Source organism: Synergistes jonesii (assembly GCF_000712295.1).
Lineage (GTDB): Bacteria > Synergistota > Synergistia > Synergistales > Synergistaceae > Synergistes > Synergistes jonesii.
The window spans coordinates 1-17,243 of record NZ_JMKI01000012.1; the positions used below are offsets into that span (position 1 = coordinate 1).

The 17,243-nt window shown below is 52.2% G+C and carries 19 protein-coding genes and 1 pseudogene; 16 read left to right on the plus strand and 4 right to left on the minus strand.

Annotated elements, in window-relative coordinates:
- Window positions 1–711, minus strand: a 711-nt coding sequence (locus tag EH55_RS03550; RefSeq protein ID WP_037974845.1) for an IS256 family transposase, incomplete at its 3' end; no start/stop codon positions are given.
- 48 nt (window positions 712–759) lie between these two features.
- Here EH55_RS03550 and EH55_RS03555 point away from each other — a divergent pair.
- Window positions 760–1,296 (plus strand): zinc-binding metallopeptidase family protein, encoded by a 537-nt coding sequence (locus EH55_RS03555; protein WP_037974847.1) that lies wholly within the window; start codon window positions 760–762, stop codon window positions 1,294–1,296.
- 136 nt (window positions 1,297–1,432) lie between these two features.
- Here the strand turns inward: EH55_RS03555 and tnpA are convergent.
- The 3 genes and pseudogenes from tnpA to EH55_RS13340 all read right to left on the minus strand — a co-directional run bounded on the left by tnpA (window position 1,433) and on the right by EH55_RS13340 (window position 3,330).
- Window positions 1,433–1,919: pseudogene (gene tnpA, locus EH55_RS13780) on the minus strand (IS200/IS605 family transposase).
- 248 nt (window positions 1,920–2,167) lie between these two features.
- Window positions 2,168–2,395, minus strand: coding sequence for a hypothetical protein (locus tag EH55_RS14115; RefSeq protein ID WP_051682615.1), 228 nt, complete (start codon window positions 2,393–2,395; stop codon window positions 2,168–2,170).
- A gap of 41 nt (window positions 2,396–2,436) precedes the next feature.
- Window positions 2,437–3,330, minus strand: coding sequence for a LysR family transcriptional regulator (locus tag EH55_RS13340; RefSeq protein WP_051682616.1), 894 nt, complete (start codon window positions 3,328–3,330; stop codon window positions 2,437–2,439).
- 191 nt (window positions 3,331–3,521) lie between these two features.
- On the opposite strand from EH55_RS13340, the gene iorA reads away from it, so the two are divergent.
- From iorA to nifS, 15 genes are all read left to right on the plus strand, one after another.
- On the plus strand, window positions 3,522–5,282 hold the full coding sequence (gene iorA, locus EH55_RS03575) for an indolepyruvate ferredoxin oxidoreductase subunit alpha (protein ID WP_037974853.1): 1,761 nt from the start codon (window positions 3,522–3,524) through the stop codon (window positions 5,280–5,282).
- Window positions 5,282–5,857: an indolepyruvate oxidoreductase subunit beta gene (locus EH55_RS03580; protein ID WP_037974855.1), complete on the plus strand. Its 576-nt coding sequence runs from the start codon at window positions 5,282–5,284 to the stop codon at window positions 5,855–5,857. Before iorA ends, EH55_RS03580 begins: the two co-directional genes overlap by 1 nt.
- A 15-nt stretch (window positions 5,858–5,872) precedes the next feature.
- Window positions 5,873–7,207, plus strand: coding sequence for an acetyl-CoA hydrolase/transferase family protein (locus tag EH55_RS03585; RefSeq protein ID WP_037974856.1), 1,335 nt, complete (start codon window positions 5,873–5,875; stop codon window positions 7,205–7,207).
- Window positions 7,208–7,227: 20 nt separating this feature from the next.
- Window positions 7,228–8,418: a pyridoxal phosphate-dependent aminotransferase gene (locus EH55_RS03590; protein WP_037974860.1), complete on the plus strand. Its 1,191-nt coding sequence runs from the start codon at window positions 7,228–7,230 to the stop codon at window positions 8,416–8,418.
- A gap of 154 nt (window positions 8,419–8,572) precedes the next feature.
- A complete protein-coding gene (locus EH55_RS03595; RefSeq protein WP_037974862.1) occupies window positions 8,573–9,892 on the plus strand; it encodes a sodium-dependent transporter in 1,320 nt (439 codons plus the stop codon).
- Between the two features lie 411 nt (window positions 9,893–10,303).
- Window positions 10,304–10,606, plus strand: coding sequence for a Na+/H+ antiporter NhaC family protein (locus EH55_RS03600; protein WP_037974864.1), 303 nt, complete (start codon window positions 10,304–10,306; stop codon window positions 10,604–10,606).
- Between the two features lie 96 nt (window positions 10,607–10,702).
- Window positions 10,703–11,038, plus strand: a complete 336-nt coding sequence (locus EH55_RS03605) for a sigma factor-like helix-turn-helix DNA-binding protein (protein WP_051682617.1) — start codon at window positions 10,703–10,705, stop codon at window positions 11,036–11,038.
- Window positions 11,039–11,046: 8 nt separating this feature from the next.
- Window positions 11,047–12,417 (plus strand): signal recognition particle protein, encoded by a 1,371-nt coding sequence (gene ffh / locus EH55_RS03610; protein ID WP_037974866.1) that lies wholly within the window; start codon window positions 11,047–11,049, stop codon window positions 12,415–12,417.
- 79 nt (window positions 12,418–12,496) lie between these two features.
- The gene (rpsP, locus tag EH55_RS03615; RefSeq protein ID WP_037974868.1) at window positions 12,497–12,757 is read left to right on the plus strand and encodes a 30S ribosomal protein S16; all 261 of its coding nucleotides are present in this window, start codon (window positions 12,497–12,499) and stop codon (window positions 12,755–12,757) included.
- A gap of 11 nt (window positions 12,758–12,768) precedes the next feature.
- Complete coding sequence (locus EH55_RS03620; RefSeq protein ID WP_407831802.1) at window positions 12,769–13,020, plus strand: KH domain-containing protein; 252 nt, start codon at window positions 12,769–12,771, stop codon at window positions 13,018–13,020.
- Window positions 13,001–13,546 (plus strand): ribosome maturation factor RimM, encoded by a 546-nt coding sequence (rimM, locus tag EH55_RS03625; protein WP_051682618.1) that lies wholly within the window; start codon window positions 13,001–13,003, stop codon window positions 13,544–13,546. Before EH55_RS03620 ends, rimM begins: the two co-directional genes overlap by 20 nt.
- Before the next feature lies 1 nt (window position 13,547).
- Entirely contained in the window at window positions 13,548–14,801 is a 1,254-nt protein-coding gene (gene trmD, locus EH55_RS03630) for a tRNA (guanosine(37)-N1)-methyltransferase TrmD (RefSeq protein WP_037974871.1), read from the plus strand.
- 71 nt (window positions 14,802–14,872) lie between these two features.
- Entirely contained in the window at window positions 14,873–15,241 is a 369-nt protein-coding gene (gene rplS, locus EH55_RS03635) for a 50S ribosomal protein L19 (RefSeq protein WP_037974873.1), read from the plus strand.
- Between the two features lie 302 nt (window positions 15,242–15,543).
- The gene (locus EH55_RS03640) at window positions 15,544–15,993 is read left to right on the plus strand and encodes an RrF2 family transcriptional regulator (protein ID WP_037974875.1); all 450 of its coding nucleotides are present in this window, start codon (window positions 15,544–15,546) and stop codon (window positions 15,991–15,993) included.
- Window positions 15,994–16,028: 35 nt separating this feature from the next.
- On the plus strand, window positions 16,029–17,210 hold the full coding sequence (nifS, locus tag EH55_RS03645; protein ID WP_037974877.1) for a cysteine desulfurase NifS: 1,182 nt from the start codon (window positions 16,029–16,031) through the stop codon (window positions 17,208–17,210).
- The last annotated feature ends 33 nt before the right edge of the window (window positions 17,211–17,243 follow it).

A 17,243-nucleotide genomic window follows, 5' to 3' on the forward strand; every position in this document is an offset into this window, starting at 1 on the left:
AATGAAAATATCTTCGGTGCCGCGATTACGGATCTCGTTAAGGACACCGACCCAGTACTTGGCGCTCTCATTTCCGCCGACCCACAGGCCAAGGACTTCACGATGCCCGTGCAGTCTTGTCCCAATAGCAACATAAACGGCTTTCTTGACGGTTCGGCCGTCCTGCCTCACATTGAAATGCACGGCGTCCATAAAGACGACTGCATACTTTTTGGCCAGCGGCCGGTTCTGCCATTCTTTGGCAATCGGCAGAATTCGATCCGTCATTCGCGAAATCATTTCAGCAGAGGCATCCACACCGTAGATAGACTGCAGGTGAGCCGAGATATCCCGGGTCGTCATGCCTTTTGCATACATGGACAGGACCTGATCCTCTATATTTGAGATATCGGTCTGGTTCTTTTTGACTGACTGCGGTTCGAAGTCACCCTTGCGGTCTCTGGGGACGTCGATCGGGATATCTCCGGCCGAAGAGGTGACTGTTTTAGGGCTGTAGCCGTTGCGGCTGTCATCTGTATGCTTGTTCTTGTAGTCATATTTGCTGTAACCGAGATGGTCATCCATCTCGGCTTCCAGCATCTGCTGGATCGTATCTCCGAGAAGATCCCTCAGCATAGCCTGTACGTCCTGGGCGTCTTCCGGTTTGTAGTGGGAAAGGAGACTCTGAATAAGCGCTTTTCTTTCCGGTGTCAGTTTTCTCTGTCTTGCCATAAAAATATCCTCCTGGATTGAATTTATCTTAACACCAATCCAGGAGGCTTGCTTTCTTCTCTATGGAGTTTACACAGAATTTGTTATACTCTCGGAAAAATATCTCTTATTGCCGCTAATCAAGCACTGGTAAACTGGCTGTTTGACAATGTAAAAGACACATCACCATGCGTCGTGTACGGGCTTATCCCGCCTTATGTTCCCCATGTATCAAACGGCTATTTTTCTGTTCTGTCTGACAACATTAAAAGTCTGCCTGATAAATTAAATGCCTTTACATTAAATGAATTTGGACAGCGGTACACGACGGAACATTTTTATACAGGTATATCTGATTTAAGCTACAGCAGTACGTTTAATAAGCAAGAAGTTGAGGCGACTCTGAAAGAAAACATGCTATTTTGGGGACGGCTATATGATTTGCCGGTAGATGCTATAGAGCAGATTTCTATGCCGTGCATCAATATCGGTCCGTGGGGAAAGGATTTCCATAAGATGACGGAGCGTGTTTTAAAAGAAGATTTATATGTGAGAACCCCGCAGATTATTGCGGAAGCGATTCGTCTTGTCCTTTCTTTCTCATAGCGGGCAAAAACATAACGTCAAGAAAGATCATACCACCGGCTGAGCCGGTGGTATGTCCAGGTCCTACAATGGCCTATTGCCGGCAGCTCTTAACGAGCTTGAAGTCCGTCAACCGCACCTATTTCCCGGGCAACCCCTAAAGGGGCTTCCTGGGTTTCTTACTACCTGCGTTCACCAGCATACCCGCAAACGGGTCCGTTGGTTCAAACAGTGATAACTGATCTGACTGATAGTCTTCCTGAAGCTGCCTTCTTACTATACTCCGCTATCTTCTTCTGATTGCGACCCACGGTATCAACATAATAACCGCGGCACCAAAAATGTCTATTGCCATACTTGTATTTCATCTGTACAAACTTATCGAATATCATAAAGGAGCTTTTTCCTTTCAGATATCCCATAATTTGAGAAACGCTGTATTTAGGCGGTATGGCGATCAACATATGGATATGGTCAGGGCAAAGTTCAGCTTCGATGATTTCTATTTCTTTCCTTTCGCAGAGACTTCTTAGAATTTTGCCTATTTCATTTTTCCATAGACGATTTGTCTTCTGAATTTAGGTGCGAAGACTACATGATATTTTGCAATTCCATTTGGTGTGTGCTAATGTCTCACTGTCCATACAGGATCTCCTCTGTACGTTGTTTAAGACGGTTGACGGACCTTCCTAATCTTACGGCAGAGGAGATTCTACGCATAGCTATAAGCAAAAGGGACTCCCGGCTAAGCCGGGAGTCCCTTTTTGTGATGGGGCACAACTGTGAGGCACAGCATGTACGGAGGATAGCTATAGGCGTAGCGGGAAGCGACTTGGGCGGCGGTGTTATCATCATCCAGCCCAAACTAAAGCCCCTCGCGGCGAGCTGTTGTCTAAAAGAGGCTGTGAGCCGTGCGCGGCTCTACATCAACGCTGGGCTCCATTACAGCGTGCGGCGAGGTACGGTGCAGGTTGAACGCCCCATAGCAACAGCCCTCGTCGGCTATGGCTTTTCGCGTTTTCGCACGGAGCGCGTCGACGCTCTGCTCTCGAAGGTGCTGCTCTTGCATGAAAATAGCGACGTCTACGTGCAACATAATAAAACGTATAAAATATTTCAACAGATCAGACTCCGATACTTCCCTTTACATATCAATAAGCGTTATTTACGTCTATTACACCTCTGATTTAAATATTTACGAAGTAATGATATGTCTTGGTCGCAATCGTTTCGTTTCAAATAGATGAACTTCATGTACGTCATCTCCTCAGGTTCCAGCGGGATCGCCGCCACTCCATAGTATTCACCAAACGATTCAGGCCCTACCGTAACCCCTTTGCCCTTTTTCACAAAATCCATGATAGTGTAGATATTATCGCTTCGATATATCCGTTTCGGAACTATTTTATGCGCGACGCATATATCCTTTATAATCCTGTCCTCCATTGAATGCTCTAACGACGTTATAAGAGCATCTTCCTGGATGTCATTAAAAGTGATGCATTTCCATTTGTGCCTTGGATCGACAATGGACATCAGTACACACTGCCTCTCACAGATTAAATCATAGACAGCAAGTTTTTTTGCAAAGGAAATCCCTCCCTGTAAAGGCAGCCTGTCCAATATAATATCTATATGTCCGTTAGCCAAATCAGGAAAGAAATCTCGTCCAGCTTCTGTAATAAAAGTCGCATTAATATCCGTGTGTATATCAAGAAAACGGACCAAATCCTCAAAAACACCGCTAGAGAACACGCGAGCGCCTACTCCTATGCGCAGATGCCTTCTCGACCGATCGCAATCACCGCGCAACTGTTGCATCAACACATCCCAGGTAATTTTTACAGGCTGAATTTGTTGACAAAAAATTACGCCCATTTCAGTAAGGTAGACCCCGTGCGGCGTCCTGCGAAACAGAGAAAAGCCAAGCTCTGTTTCTAACTTCTTTATGCTCAGAGTCAACGCAGGTTGCGAGACGTGCAAATTTTCAGACGCTTTCAGAAAACTACCGCTTTCAGCAACGCTAAGTACATATGTCAGCTGCCTGATATCCACGGTCTACCCTCCCTTGTAATAGTTATAAAGTCCAACACGCTAACAATTCTAAACGAATATTCTCACATATGCAAATATTTTAGTTATAAATTTCTATTATACGCCATATTATTAATATGTATTTCACAACTTCTGGATTTCTTTCTAAAATATATAATATCCTATCTAATCAACAGGAAGGTGGCCATTATATGAAGCCGAAGTATCTATTAACAGGCAATGAGGCTATTGCACGAGGGGCTTATGAGGCTGGCGTAAAAGTATGTTCTTCTTATCCCGGTACGCCGAGCACAGAAATTTTTGAAAATCTTCCACAATATCAAGGCGAGCTATACTGCGAATGGGCGCCGAACGAAAAAGTGGCCGTGGAGGTAGCATACGGCGCGGCTATCGCTGGCGCCCGCAGCCTCTGTGCCATGAAACACGTTGGGGTAAACGTAGCCGCCGATCCACTTTTTACAGCGGCATACAATGGCGTCAACCGCGGATTCGTAATAGTGACGGCCGATGATCCGAGTATGCACTCCTCACAAAATGAGCAGGATAACCGTTATTACGCAAAGGCGGCGAAGGTAGCGCTCGTAGAGCCGTCGGATTCTCAGGAATGCATAGATTTCTTAAAAGAAGCGTATAAGATATCGGAAAGGTTTGATATGCCGGTTCTTTTTCGTACAACGACAAGGATCTCTCATTCAAAAAGCCTCGTTAGTTTCTCAAAACGTCAGCAGGCAGAAGCGTTCGTTTACAAACGTAACGTTCGTAAAAATGTTTGTACGCCCGCCAATGCATATCTGAATCATCCAAAGGTAGAAACAAACCTGAATATGCTTCAGGAGTACAGCAATGTCTGCCCGCTCAACCAAATGGAGCTTAGGGGACGGGAAAACGGCGTCATAACGGCGTCGATCGCCTATCAATATGCAAAGGAAGTTTTTCCAGAGGATACTTCTTTCTTGAAATTGGGACTCACCTATCCTATGCCTATGGACCTTATCAGAGATTTCGCCTCTAAAGTAAAGAAACTCTATGTCATAGAAGAGTTGGAACCCTTCATGGAGGAACAGATCAAAGCGGCGGGAATCGACTGCATTGGCAAAGAACTGGTCAGCAATATGTACGAACTGAATCCTCAGCGCCTTCGTGAAATGCTGTTCGGCGTCAAACCTGAGACAAAGCCCTTAGACGTTGAGGCCGTCTCCCGCCCGCCCGCACTTTGCCCGGGCTGCCCGCACCGCGGATTCTTCTATACCATGGCAAAGGGAAAGAATTTCATAGTCACGGGTGACATAGGCTGTTATACACTCGGAGCGGCGGCTCCGCTAAATGCGATGGACACTACTATTTGCATGGGCGGCGGCTTTACCGTCGGTATGGGCATGGCGAAGGCGTTCGAGGCAACTGGCCAGACGGAAAAGAAAGTCTTCGGCGTAGTCGGAGACTCGACGTTTTTTCACAGCGGCCTGACAGGAGCCGTTGAAATCATTTACAACAGGGGGCAGGTGATCCCCGTCGTTCTCGACAACCACATCACAGGCATGACAGGGCATCAGGACAATCCAGGCACCGGCTATACGCTCCAAGGCGAAATCGCAGCCTCGATCAAAATAGAAGAGATATTAAAATCATGCGGGTATAAGGACATTTTTATTGTAGACCCGCAAGATCTGGCAGCCATGCAGAAAGCGGTCGACGACGCGCTCGCCTCCGAAGTGCCGGGCGCGATTATCACACGCCGTCCATGCCTGCTCACAAAACGAACTAAGCATGACATAGGATTGTGCGTGGTGGACGCAGCCAAGTGCATAGGATGTAAAAAGTGCCTGTCGGTAGCGTGCCCGGCAGTCACCATAAAAAATAAAAAGTGCGCTATCGACCCGACACAGTGCGTAGGCTGCACTGTCTGCGCGCAGGTCTGTCCGGTAGGTGCGATTTCCAGAAAGGAGGGGAAGTAATGAATACTAAGAGCGCGATTTTAGTCGGCGTCGGCGGGCAGGGAGCCATTTTGACAGCAAAGGTATTCGTCAACGGTTTAATGAAAAAAGGGTACGACGTGAAAATGTCCGAAGTCCACGGGATGAGTCAGCGCGGAGGAAGCGTTTCCACACAGGTACGCTGGGGAGAAAAGGTATATTCCCCGTTAATTGGCGGTGGCGAATCAGACTTGATGGTAGCCTTCGAGAAAATGGAAGCAGTCCGCTACGCGAATTACCTAAAACCAGAAGGTATTGCGGTCATTAACGACTATGAGCTTGCTTCATCTACCATAGCGGCCGGACTTTGTCAATATCCGGAAGGCTGCCTTGAAGCAATGAAGAAAAATTTCAAGTGCCATGTGTTGAACGCGGCCGATATCGCTATCGGACTTGGCAACGCAAAATGTATGAATATAGTGCTCTTCGGTGCGATGACGAAAACACTTGCGCTGGAAGACATTAACTGGGAGGAAATTATTCATGAGACTGTTCCGCCCAAGTTCCTCGAACTGAACTTGGCGGCCTTCCATGCCGGACGTAATGCTGTAAGGTAAGATAAGGCAAGGGTCATGAATATATATGAACAGTATCGTTCCAAGCTCCGTACGCCGGATGAAGCCGTACAGGCGGTTAAGAGCGGCGACTGGGTCGACTATACGGCCACCTTAAGCTATCCCGCGCTGCTTGACGAGGCTTTAGCCAGGCGCAAGGACGGATTAAGAGATGTCAAAATACGCGGGAATCTGATTTTCGGCCCGATCCATGTAGTCGAGTGCGATCCGGAAAGAGAACATTTTATCTATAACAGCTGGCACTGTTCTGCTTATGAGAGAAAACTGTGCGACAAAGGGCTCTGCAACTACATACCTATGGTTTTTCGCAACGTCGTGCCATATTACCGACACTTTCTGACCGTAAACGTGGCGATGATGTGCGTAACGCCGATGGATAAGCACGGTTACTTCAATCTCTCAACCGCAACCGGTGTAGGGCGCGGGATACTTGAAAAGGCCGACGTTGTGATTTTAGAAGTTAATGAAAATCTGCCGCGTGTTTACGGCGGTTTTGATGAAGTCATCCATATATCGGACGTCGACTATATTGTGGAAGGGACCCACCAACCGCTGCGGCAGTTCCCGGTAGCGCAGGCTACGGAGGAGGATATAAAAATTGCCGAGATAATAGTGCCCTATATACCTTCTGGAGCGACGCTGCAGTTGGGAATAGGAGCTATGCCGAACGTTGTCGGCACACTGCTGGCAGAATCCGATCTCAAAGACTTGGGCATGCATACAGAGTTGTGCGGCGACGCTTATTACGAGTTGTTTAAAGCGGGCAAGCTGACAAACGCACAAAAAACAATTCACAGGCATAAAGGAATGACCGGCATCATTATCGGCTCACAGAAGCTCTATGAATGGGTGGATCAAAATCCCGGAATTGTTGCAGCACCGCTGGAATATATCAACGCCCCTGAGACGATAGGACGGTTGGATAATATGATATCCATCAACAGCTGCATCTCGATGGATCTATACGGACAGGTCTGCGCTGAAAGCGCCGAGCTGCGTCACATCAGCGGCACTGGCGGTCAACTGGATTATCTGACAGGCGCGGCCATGTCCGCAGGCGGTAAGGCCTTTGTCTGTATGACATCTTCTTTTAAGGACAAAAACGGTGTGCGCAAGTCGCGTATATTGCCTCATTTTCGCGGGGATATAGTTACAGATCCACGAAGTCAGGCCTATTATCTGGTAACTGAGTACGGCGCCGTCAACTTGACGGGACGGAGCACATGGGAACGCGCCGAACTTCTGATTGCAATCGCGCATCCAGATTTTCGCGAAGAATTAATTTCAGCGGCAGAAAAGCAGAAAATCTGGCGAAAATCAAATAAACGATAGTAATACAAGGAGGTAAGGTTATGCTTTCGGAAGCAATGTATGCACTTGGCGCCAAAAAGTCCTGCATACGCGAACTTTTTGAATATGGAATGCGTCAGTCCGCAGTCGTAGGGGCAGAAAACGTCTACGATTTTTCAATTGGCAACCCATCAATTCCGGCGCCGCAAAAGGTCAAGGATGCTTTTGTCCGATTACTTACAGAACGAGACAGCCTGGAGATTCACGGTTACACTCAAGCGGCAGGCCGCATGGACGCAAGGGAGGCAATCGCTGAAGGCCTGAACAGTAGGTACAACGCATGTATCAGGGCACAGAACATTTTCTTCACTTGCGGAGCTGCCCCTGCGCTCGTCGCATTGATTCGCGCACTTGCCGTTGACGGGGCCGAGATACTGGCGATCGCTCCCTATTTCCCCGAATACCGTCCCTTTGTCGAGAGCAATGGAATGCGTTTCACAATAGTTCCAGCTGACACAGATGCATTTCAGATATCATTCAGCGCCCTGGAGGCTCAGTTAACACCGCATACACAGGCGGTGATCGTAAACTCTCCCAATAATCCTTCTGGCGTCGTATATACGGAAGAAACGCTGAGAAGGCTTGGGGCTATTCTCAAAAGAAAGAGCAGGGAATACGGACATTTCATATATATTATTGCGGATGAACCTTATCGTGAATTGGCATATGACGGCGTCAAGGTCCCGTTCATCCCCTCTGTCTATCCTGATACCGTAGTATGTTATTCATTCTCAAAATCACTCTCCCTTCCCGGAGAACGCATCGGATATATTTGCGTCCCAGATTGCGCGGCGGAAAGCCAAAAACTTTTTACCGCCGTTGCAGGCGCTGCGCGAACCATAGGTCATGTATGCGCGCCCTCGCTTCTGCAGCTTGTAGCGGCGGAAGCCGTACAAGCAGGAGCCTGCCCTGATCTTGAAGCATATGACCGTAATCGCGTTATGTTGTATGAGGCTCTGACATCATATGGATATCAGTGCGTAAAGCCTACCGGCGCATTTTATATGTTCGTGAAGGCTCCCGACGGCGACGCGGCCGCTTTTTCAGAACTTGCAAAGGGCGAAAATCTTTTGATAGTCCCTGGGGGAGACTTCGGATGCCCCGAGTTCTTCCGTATAAGCACCTGCGTCGCGCCGGAAATGATAGAACGCAGTCTGTCAGTATTTAAGCGCCTAATAGAGTCTATTAATTAAGATATTAGCTCTAACGGCAACGCGGCATTTACTAAAATCTATTCTTTAATCTAAGGGCCGGGCAAAATAGCAGTTTCCCAGGGCAAGCTCTGTCTATTGTTTTCAACTTCTGCATTGACTCTGTAAATATACTGTGAAAAGGAAGGTGTTTTTTATGTCCAGTAATTTAAAATCAGCCGGCAACGCTTTTAGCGGAGTCTATGGATTTTTAATGACGGCTATCGGTTGCGCTTTGGGCATCGGCACTATATGGAGGTTCCCATACTCTCTTGGCGCCAACGGCGGTGCCATTTACCTGATCGCCTACGTTGCCATTATCGCAGCCATAGGAGTCCCGTTGCTTGCGGCGGAAACCGCTATAGGCTTCAAATCACAGAAAACGGCCGTTTTAGCGTACAGAGAATTAAGTCCAGACCGGAAAATATGGTCGATTGCAGGTTACCTCCACTTTGCCGCTGCGCTGATGATTATATCTTACACACTTCCTATATATGCCTGGATACTTGGCTATCTTTATAACACGGTAGCCGGGACATTCGCTGGGTTAAACGCAAACGGCTTAAGCTCGTTTTTCGAGCAATTTTCCGCTGACAAACCTTTGATCATTTCCCTAATGATGCTCAATATAGCGATAAACATGCTGGTTTTGAGAGGCGGTGTAAAGAAGGGGGTAGAATTGCTTACAAAAGCGCTGCTTCCAGTATTAGGGGTGATTATGGTCGTCCTGATTATCGCAGGATTAAGAATGGAAGGAGCTTTCGAGGGCGTAAAATATTTATTTAAGCCCGATTATTCCCTTTTTAATATCTCCTCGCTCAAAAATGCGTTGGGGCAGGCCTTCTATGCAATAGGGCTTGCTATCTTGGCCAACATGGTATTCGGCAGTTACCTCAAAAACCCGGATGAAAATATTGGCAAAACTTCTGCCGTCATCTGTATTTCATTGGTCACCGCCGGCGTCATGGCGGGGTTGATGATCTTTCCGGCCCTATTCGCCAGCGGCTTGAAAGCTCAATCTGGAGTTGCTCTGGTGTTTATGACAGTTCCACTTATTTTTGACACGATGCCATTAGGACGTCTAATGGGAACGTTATTCTTCCTGGGTTTTTACATCGCTGCCTTAACTTCATCAACTGGAGTCGCAGAGGCTGTTATCGGTATGATCATGGAACAATTTCATATGAATCGCAAAAAGACGCTGCCGTTTCTCATTGCCATAATGACAATAATCGGGTACTTCGCTCTGCCGGCTGGCGATTTTTTCAACATTTGCGACATCATTACGAGCAACTATCTGATTATCTTAGGCGCCCTGGCTATTGCAATTTTCACCGGTTGGATATGGGGGGTAGATAATTTTGTAGAAGCCATTAATGTGAAAAACCACTTTGTAAAATTATGGATGAAAATCAGCGTTAAATATATTGCTCCGGTTGTGATAGTGATTATTTTTGTTACATCTATATTCCTATAGCAACATATTTAGTTAATATTAATTAAAGAGAAAAGGGCCGTCCAAGCAGGCGGCCTTTCTCTTATATTAGGTGCCGTTCAGTTTACTGGAATGCTTTCAGCTTTTCTCCGAACTCGCGCGCCTTCTTGAGTGAGACATCAGGGCGCTTGCCGATAGAAATTTTCTTCCGCTCTCTCCGGCTTGTGAGACATACCGCCAATATTTCTGCCAGCCTGGCGCGACCTCAAGATAAAGCCCATCCCTGTCAGCCATCATAAAACGCTGTGTCCCCGGCTTCAAGCCTGCACGGACAATTTAATCAGCAACTGAATTACCTTCAATGGTAAATACTAGAATATTCTTCTTTGTAAATTCTCTGGTAGCAGCTGCACGTTCGACGCGGTGCCATATTTTATCTGCCGGGGGGCGAAGATGCTCTCGCCTAAATGGTTCCTGCTTTGTTCGATAATTATATGCTCGCTCATGTCCATTTCCCTCGGCAGCTCGTGGACGACGATAGGCACGATGGGCGTGGCGCTTATGGGAGTCGGTGAGGGGCTCGGCATTCCCGCCCCCATGAGCGCAGGCGCGATTCTTTCCGGCGCATTTTTCGGCGACAAACAGTTTCCACAATCCGATACGACTAACTTTGCTCCCGCGGTCGCCGGCACAGACCTCTACTCGCACGTCCGTTCGATGTTCTGGACGACGGTCCCCGGGCTGGGCTGTCGATGATAGCCTTCACATATCAACATCTGTAAAGATATTTTTCTTGACAGGCGTTTCGTCATTTTGTATAATTTCACGGTCGATGCGGGGGAGGGAATCGCTGTGACGGAAAAAAATTCTTTGGAGCAGCGTGTCAGAGACGGGCTTCTTTTCGATAATTACGGATCGCTGCTGACTAAAAGGCAGCGCGCGGCGTGCAACATGGTTCTGCTTCAGGATCTTTCCCTCGCCGAGGCCGCGGAAGCCCTCGGCGTTTCGCGGCAGGGCGTTCACGACCTTATAAGCCGCGCGCGCGAGTGTATGGAGGGGGCCGATAAGGCGTTCGGTGTCATCGTTCTGACTCAAAAGCTCGAACACATAGGCGAGCTCCTTGAAGAAAACAAAAGCCGCCTCCCCGGGGACTTGTATACGACGTTTAAAAAATTACTTGGAGCATAGGTGCCGCGATGTTTGACTCATTAAAAGAACGCTTCGAAAATATTTTTGCAAACCTGAGAGGCAAGGGCAAGCTCACCGAAGAGGATATAAACATAGCGCTGCGCGAAGTCCGCCGCGCGCTGCTCGAGGCCGACGTGAACTTCAAAGTCGTCAAGGACGTGGTGGAGGCGATCAGGACGCGCGCGACGGGGCGGCAGGTCGTAGAATCGGTGACGCCTTCGCAGCTCATTTTTACGATCGTTTACGAAGAGCTCGTGAGGATCATGGGCGACGCGCCGGTGCCTCTTGCGGTTTCGCCGAAGCCGCCGACCGTTTACATGATGGTCGGCCTTCAGGGCTCCGGCAAGACGACGACCTCGGTGAAGATAGCGCGCCGCATGCTGAAGGGGCACAAGCCCCTCGTCGTGGCCTGCGACCTGCGCAGGCCGGCGGCGGTCGACCAGCTGCGCGTGCTCGCGGAAAAGGCGGGAGTTCCCTTCTTCGGCCCCGAACCGGGCGAGAGGGACGCGGTGGCGGTCGCCAAGAAATCGCGCGCCTTCGCCGAGTCGCGCCTCTGCGACCTGATAATCCTCGACACCGCCGGACGTCTTCAGCTCGACGACGAGCTGATGTGCGAGCTCGAGGAGATGAAGTCGGCGTCCGAGCCGACGGAGATACTTCTCGTGGTCGATTCGATGACGGGTCAGGAAGCCGTCAACGTAGCCGACGCCTTCAACAAGCGCCTCGGGCTGACCGGCGTCGTGCTGACGAAGCTGGACGGCGACGCCCGCGGAGGCCCCGCGCTTGCGGTGCGCGCCGCGGCGGGCGTCCCGATAAAGCTCGCGGGCTGCGGCGAGAAGACGGAGGACCTGGAGCTCTTCGACGCGCGTCGCATGGCCCAGAGGATCATCGGCATGGGCGATATGGAGGGGCTCATAGAAAAGGTCCAATCCGCGACCAGCGAAGCCGATATAGAGCGCATGACGCAGAGCCTGAAGACGAACCGCTTCACGCTCGAAGACATGCTGGTGCAGCTGCGCCAGATACAGAAGCTGGGGCCTCTCGAAAAGGTCGTGGAGATGCTGCCGATACCGGGCGCGAGCAAGGCGCTCAAAGACGCCGAGATAGACCCCAAGCGCATGAAGCAGACCGAAGCGATAATACTTTCGATGACGCCTAAGGAGCGCCGCAACCCAGAAATAATAAAGGGCGGGCGCCGCAGGCGCATCGCGGAGGGCTCAGGCACGTCGGTGCAGATGGTCAATCAGCTGCTCGCGCAGTACGAGCAGATGAAGGGCATGATGAAGACCTTCGGCAAGATGGCCGGCGGCAGGGGCGGCTTCAAGATGCCGCGCGGGATGGGCGCCTTTATGAAGGGGCGCCGCGGGTTTTTCGGTTAAGAAATTAAGATTGATTCGGAAAAAATTCCGTTTTCAATAAAGGTCTCACCAAAGACAGGCACAGGAGGTGTAAGCACAAATGTCAGTTCGTATTCGTCTTTCCCGTCACGGGAAGAAGAAGGCTCCATTCTACCGTCTCGTGGTGGCGGATTCACGTTCGCCGAGGGACGGCCGCTTCATCGAGATACTGGGCACCTACAACCCGCTCGTGGAGCCCGCAGAGATCAAAATAGACGCCGAGCGTGCGGCCAAATGGCTGGCAAACGGGGCATCCCCGTCCGACACGGCCAAAGCGCTGCTTAAAAAGGCGGGAATCATTGACGCGCCGGCGGCGGAATAAGGAAGGTCTGAATGATGGCAAATTATGTCGAACTCGTAGAGCTGATTGTCCGCCGCCTCGTCACGAAGCCCGAAGAGGTCTTTGTGAGCGAAGAGCGTTCGGAAGCCGGCGCGATACTTATCTCGGTAAAGGTCGCGCAGGAGGACATAGGCCGCGTGATTGGCAAGAAAGGCTCGACGATAAACGCGATCCGCCACGTAGCGAAGGCCGCTTCGATCAAATCCGGCGAAAAGGTGGATGTGGATGTCAAAGAAGAAGAGTGACGGCCCGAGTGAAAGGAGATACGAGATAGGCAAAATCGTCGGCGTTCACGGCATCGGAGGCGATCTGACGCTGCTGCCGCAGACGGACTTCCCCGCGCGCTTCGAGGGCATGGAGACTCTCGACCTGACGCTGCCGGGAAAGCCGATGCGCAGCTATAAAGTGCGCAGTATCAAACCTTACGAGGGCAAGAAGACATTCTTCGTCAGCCTTGAAGGAATAACGGACCGCGACGCGGCGGAGGCCCTCAGGGGCGCGTCCGTGACGGTCGCGGAGGATGAAAGGGTAGAACTTGAAGAGGGCGAATACTGGCTCGACGAGATCATTGGGCTCGAAGTGTTCGACGAGGTCGGCGCCAAGCTCGGCGAGATAACGGAAGTCCTTTTCACCGGCGCGAACGACGTCTACATAGTGAAGACGCCGGAGGGCGCGCTGAAGGCGCTGCCCGCCGTGGACGAGGTGATAAAAAGCGTCGAAGCAGCAAATGGAAGCATGACAGTAAATATCCCCGAAGGCCTGTGGGAGTGATATGAAGATATCCGTGATAACGGCATTCCCGGAGCTTATGCGCAGCTACGCGGCGTCGAGCGTCCTCGGGCGCGCCGTCTCCTCCGGAAAGCTGGAGGTGCGGATTATCGACGTCAGAGATTTTTCTCACGGCGCCTACCGCCAGATAGACGACTACTGCTACGGCGCGGGCGGAATGATGCTTATGGCGGAGCCGCTCGCCGAAGCGCTCGAGTCGGCGTCGGGCTGGGGAAAGCCCTACGTCGTATATCCGAGCCCCCAGGGGACGCATCTCCATCAGGAGCTTGTCGAAGACCTCTCGCGCAAAGAACATCTGACGATAGTCTGCGGGCATTACGAGGGAATCGACGAGCGCTTCACGCAGAAGTACGTTGACGCGGAGATCTCTCTCGGCGACTTTGTGCTGACCGGCGGCGAAATGCCGGCTATGGCGATAATCGACGCAGTTTCGCGGCTTATCCCCGGAGTGGTCGGGAGCGCTTCGTCGGTGACGGAGGATTCTTTCTACGGCGGAATGCTCGACACGCCCCACTACACGCGCCCCGCGGAGTGGCGCGGCGAAAAAGTGCCGGAGGTCCTCACCGGGGGCGACGCGAAGGCTATCGAGAGGTGGCGCAGGCGGCGCTCCGTCGAAAGGACTCTCGAAAGGCGTCCCGACGTGGCTGCGAGAGCCGGAATCATTCCCTGGCTTTCGGGCGGCGCCTACGTAGTGGAAGTACACTATCCGGTGCTCGGCAGAGACGGCGAGAAAGCCTCCACGGCGATAACGGGCATGGACCTGCACGACATAGCGCGCGCGTGCCGCGCCTACGGGATAAAAAAATATCTGCTCGTAACGCCTATCGCGCAGCAGCGCGAGATGGCGAAGCGAATCGCGTGGCACTGGACGGCCGGCTGGGGCGCGGAGTACAACCCCGACCGCAAAGAGGCCTTTTCGACTCTCAAGATATTCGCGTCGGTGCAGAAAGCGCTCGAATGGGTGCGCGAAAGGGAGAAGAAAGAGCCCTTCAAAATAGCGACGACCGCAAGGCGCGTCGGAGGGGCGCAGCACTGGCTCACGCTGAAAAGGCGGATACTGAAGGACGACGAGAGCCCACTCTTCTTCTTCGGGACGGGCTGGGGGCTGCACGGCGAAGTAATGGATATGGCAGATGCCGTCATGACGCCGATAACGGGCGGCAGAGACGGCTGGAACCACCTCTCGGTGCGGAGCGCCGTAAGCATAACGCTTGACAGGTTCTTCGGCTGGAGGTAGCGAAATGGGAAGGGCGTCGGTCCTTCGCGGTAAAAAAATAAAAATACAGCAAAAAGAGGGAGGGAAACCTCATGCAAGATCCAAGAATGGCTCTGGTTGAGAAGAAATTCCATAAAGACGCGGATTCGATTCCTGAATTCCGCTCCGGGGATACGGTCAAGGTCCACGTCAAGGTCAAAGAGGGAAACCGCGAGCGCATCCAGATATTCGAGGGTGTAGTGATCGGCCGCCAGCACGGCGGGCTGCGCGAGAACTTCATCGTCCGCAAGATATCCAACGGCATAGGCGTCGAGAGAATCTTCCCGGTCCACTGCCCGACGATCGACAGGATCGAAGTCGTGCGCAAGGGCCGTGTCCGCCGTGCGAAGCTCTACTATCTCCGTGATCTCAGCGGAAAAGCCGCGCGCATCAGGGAGCGCAGGGACTTCGCGGCCGAATAGCGCCGCGTCCGCGCCGCTTTTCGCGGCACGCTAATATTTTACAAAACGCGAAAAGGGAAATTTCTCCTTTTCGCGTTTCGCTTGTTTTTATGACAAAATATTTTCGGCCGAAAAGGCGCCGAACTTTCCCGGCTTCGGAAGGGCGCCGCAAATCCGCCGAAAGCGCGCGCCTTCCTTCGCCTTCGTCGCTGGGCCTTTCAAAAAATCATTCGGTTAAATTCCTCGCGAACATCGCCGGGAGCTATTGACAAATATATCAGGCCGCTGTAATCTCTACTAAGTTAGTAGGGAAGGTGGTATTTATGGCGATCACACAAAAATGTCAATATGCGCTGAGGGCTATCTACGAGCTCGCGCTGAGCCAGAACGAAGCACCGCTCAAGATGGGGGCGATAGCGGACGCTCAAAACATCCCCGTGCGCTTCCTCGGAAACATACTCGGCAGCCTCAAGGGCGCGGGGATCGTCGATTCCGCGCGCGGCAAGGACGGAGGGTATTTCCTCGCGAGGCCCGCGTCGGCGATCACGGTCGGCGAGGTGATGCGCTTCATACAGGGGCCGCTCGGCCCCGTCGAGTGCTCGCGCATGGACGAGGACTGCCTGCTCTACGACGACTGCGTCTTCCGCCCGCTCTGGGACAAGGCGAGGGCGGCGCTCGAAGCCGTCTACGACGGCACGACGTTCCAGGATCTGGTAAACCAGTCTGTAAACAGCTGCTGCCGGCCCGACTGCCGATGCGGCGGCAGGCGATAAGGCGGCAAATCAATTTACTATGAGGGGAAATAAAAATGACAGCACGCGAAGTCTATCTGGACAATTCGGCGACGACGAGGACGGACCCGAGGGTCCTTGAGGCTATGGCTCCGTACTTCTCGGAAAAGTACGGCAACCCTAACAGCCTGCATAAATACGGGCGTGAGGCGCGCGCCGCGGTCGACACGGCGAGGGCCCAGACCGCCGCTCTAATAAACGCGGAGCCGGCCGATGTAGTTTTCACCGGAGCCGGAAGCGAGGCGGACAACCTCGCGGTCAAGGGCGCCGCCTGGGCGCTCAGGGAGAAGGGAAAGGGCGCGCACATCATCACGAGCGCGATAGAGCACCATGCGGCCCTCAGCTCCGTCAAATGGCTCGGCAAGATGGGCTTCGAATACACGATACTGCCCGTCGACGGCAGAGGCATGGTAAGCCCCGATGCGCTGGAGGCCGCGATACGCCCCGACACGACGCTCGTCACGATCATGTTCGCGAACAACGAGATAGGCACTATCCAGCCGATAAAGAAGCTCGGCGAGGTATGCCGCAGGCACGGCGTGATGTTCCACACCGACGCGGTGCAGGCCGCGGGGCATATAAAAATCGACGTCAAGGAGCTTCCCGTCGACATGCTGACGATGGCGGCGCATAAGATGTACGGCCCTAAAGGGATAGGTGCCCTCTACGTGCGCAGGGGGATAAAGCTGATACCTACGCTGCACGGCGGCGGGCAGGAGTTCGGCCTTCGCTCCGGGACGGAGAACGTCCCCGCGATAGTAGGCTTCGGCAAGGCTGCGGAGATAGCGAAGGCGCGCCTCGACGCCGGAGCGGACAAAAAGCTCGCCGCAATGCGCGACTACTTCATCGAGGGCGTGCTCTCGAAGATTCCCGAGACGCGCCTGACCGGGGCCGCCGGAGACGACCGCCTGCCCTTCCACACGAGCTTCGTCGTCAAGTACATCGAGGGCGAGGGGATGCTTTTGCTCCTCGACGCGGCCGGCATATACGCTTCAAGCGGCTCGGCCTGCACCTCCGGCAGCCTCGAACCGAGCTACGTCCTGCTCGCAACGGGGCTTGACCACGCGACCGCACACGGTTCGCTGCGCCTCACGATGAGCCACGAAACGACAAAGGAAGATATCGACTACGTGCTGGAGAAATTCCCGCCGATCGTGGAAAAGCTCCGCGCCATGTCGCCGTTCTACAATAAAAAGTAAAAAGCGTAAAAGCAAATTTCGAAGGGGGACGAA

Coding starts and splice junctions, on each gene's coding strand:
- iorA (WP_037974853.1), top strand. CDS start 3,522: ATGAAGCCGAAGTATCTATTAACAGGCAATGAGGCTATTGCACGAGGG.
- EH55_RS03620 (WP_407831802.1), top strand. CDS start 12,769: ATGATGGCAAATTATGTCGAACTCGTAGAGCTGATTGTCCGCCGCCTC.
- EH55_RS03585 (WP_037974856.1), top strand. CDS start 5,873: ATGAATATATATGAACAGTATCGTTCCAAGCTCCGTACGCCGGATGAA.
- rplS (WP_037974873.1), top strand. CDS start 14,873: ATGCAAGATCCAAGAATGGCTCTGGTTGAGAAGAAATTCCATAAAGAC.
- EH55_RS03580 (WP_037974855.1), top strand. CDS start 5,282: ATGAATACTAAGAGCGCGATTTTAGTCGGCGTCGGCGGGCAGGGAGCC.
- rpsP (WP_037974868.1), top strand. CDS start 12,497: ATGTCAGTTCGTATTCGTCTTTCCCGTCACGGGAAGAAGAAGGCTCCA.
- EH55_RS03600 (WP_037974864.1), top strand. CDS start 10,304: ATGCTCTCGCCTAAATGGTTCCTGCTTTGTTCGATAATTATATGCTCG.
- rimM (WP_051682618.1), top strand. CDS start 13,001: ATGTCAAAGAAGAAGAGTGACGGCCCGAGTGAAAGGAGATACGAGATA.
- ffh (WP_037974866.1), top strand. CDS start 11,047: ATGTTTGACTCATTAAAAGAACGCTTCGAAAATATTTTTGCAAACCTG.
- EH55_RS03590 (WP_037974860.1), top strand. CDS start 7,228: ATGCTTTCGGAAGCAATGTATGCACTTGGCGCCAAAAAGTCCTGCATA.
- EH55_RS03640 (WP_037974875.1), top strand. CDS start 15,544: ATGGCGATCACACAAAAATGTCAATATGCGCTGAGGGCTATCTACGAG.
- trmD (WP_037974871.1), top strand. CDS start 13,548: ATGAAGATATCCGTGATAACGGCATTCCCGGAGCTTATGCGCAGCTAC.
- nifS (WP_037974877.1), top strand. CDS start 16,029: ATGACAGCACGCGAAGTCTATCTGGACAATTCGGCGACGACGAGGACG.
- EH55_RS03595 (WP_037974862.1), top strand. CDS start 8,573: ATGTCCAGTAATTTAAAATCAGCCGGCAACGCTTTTAGCGGAGTCTAT.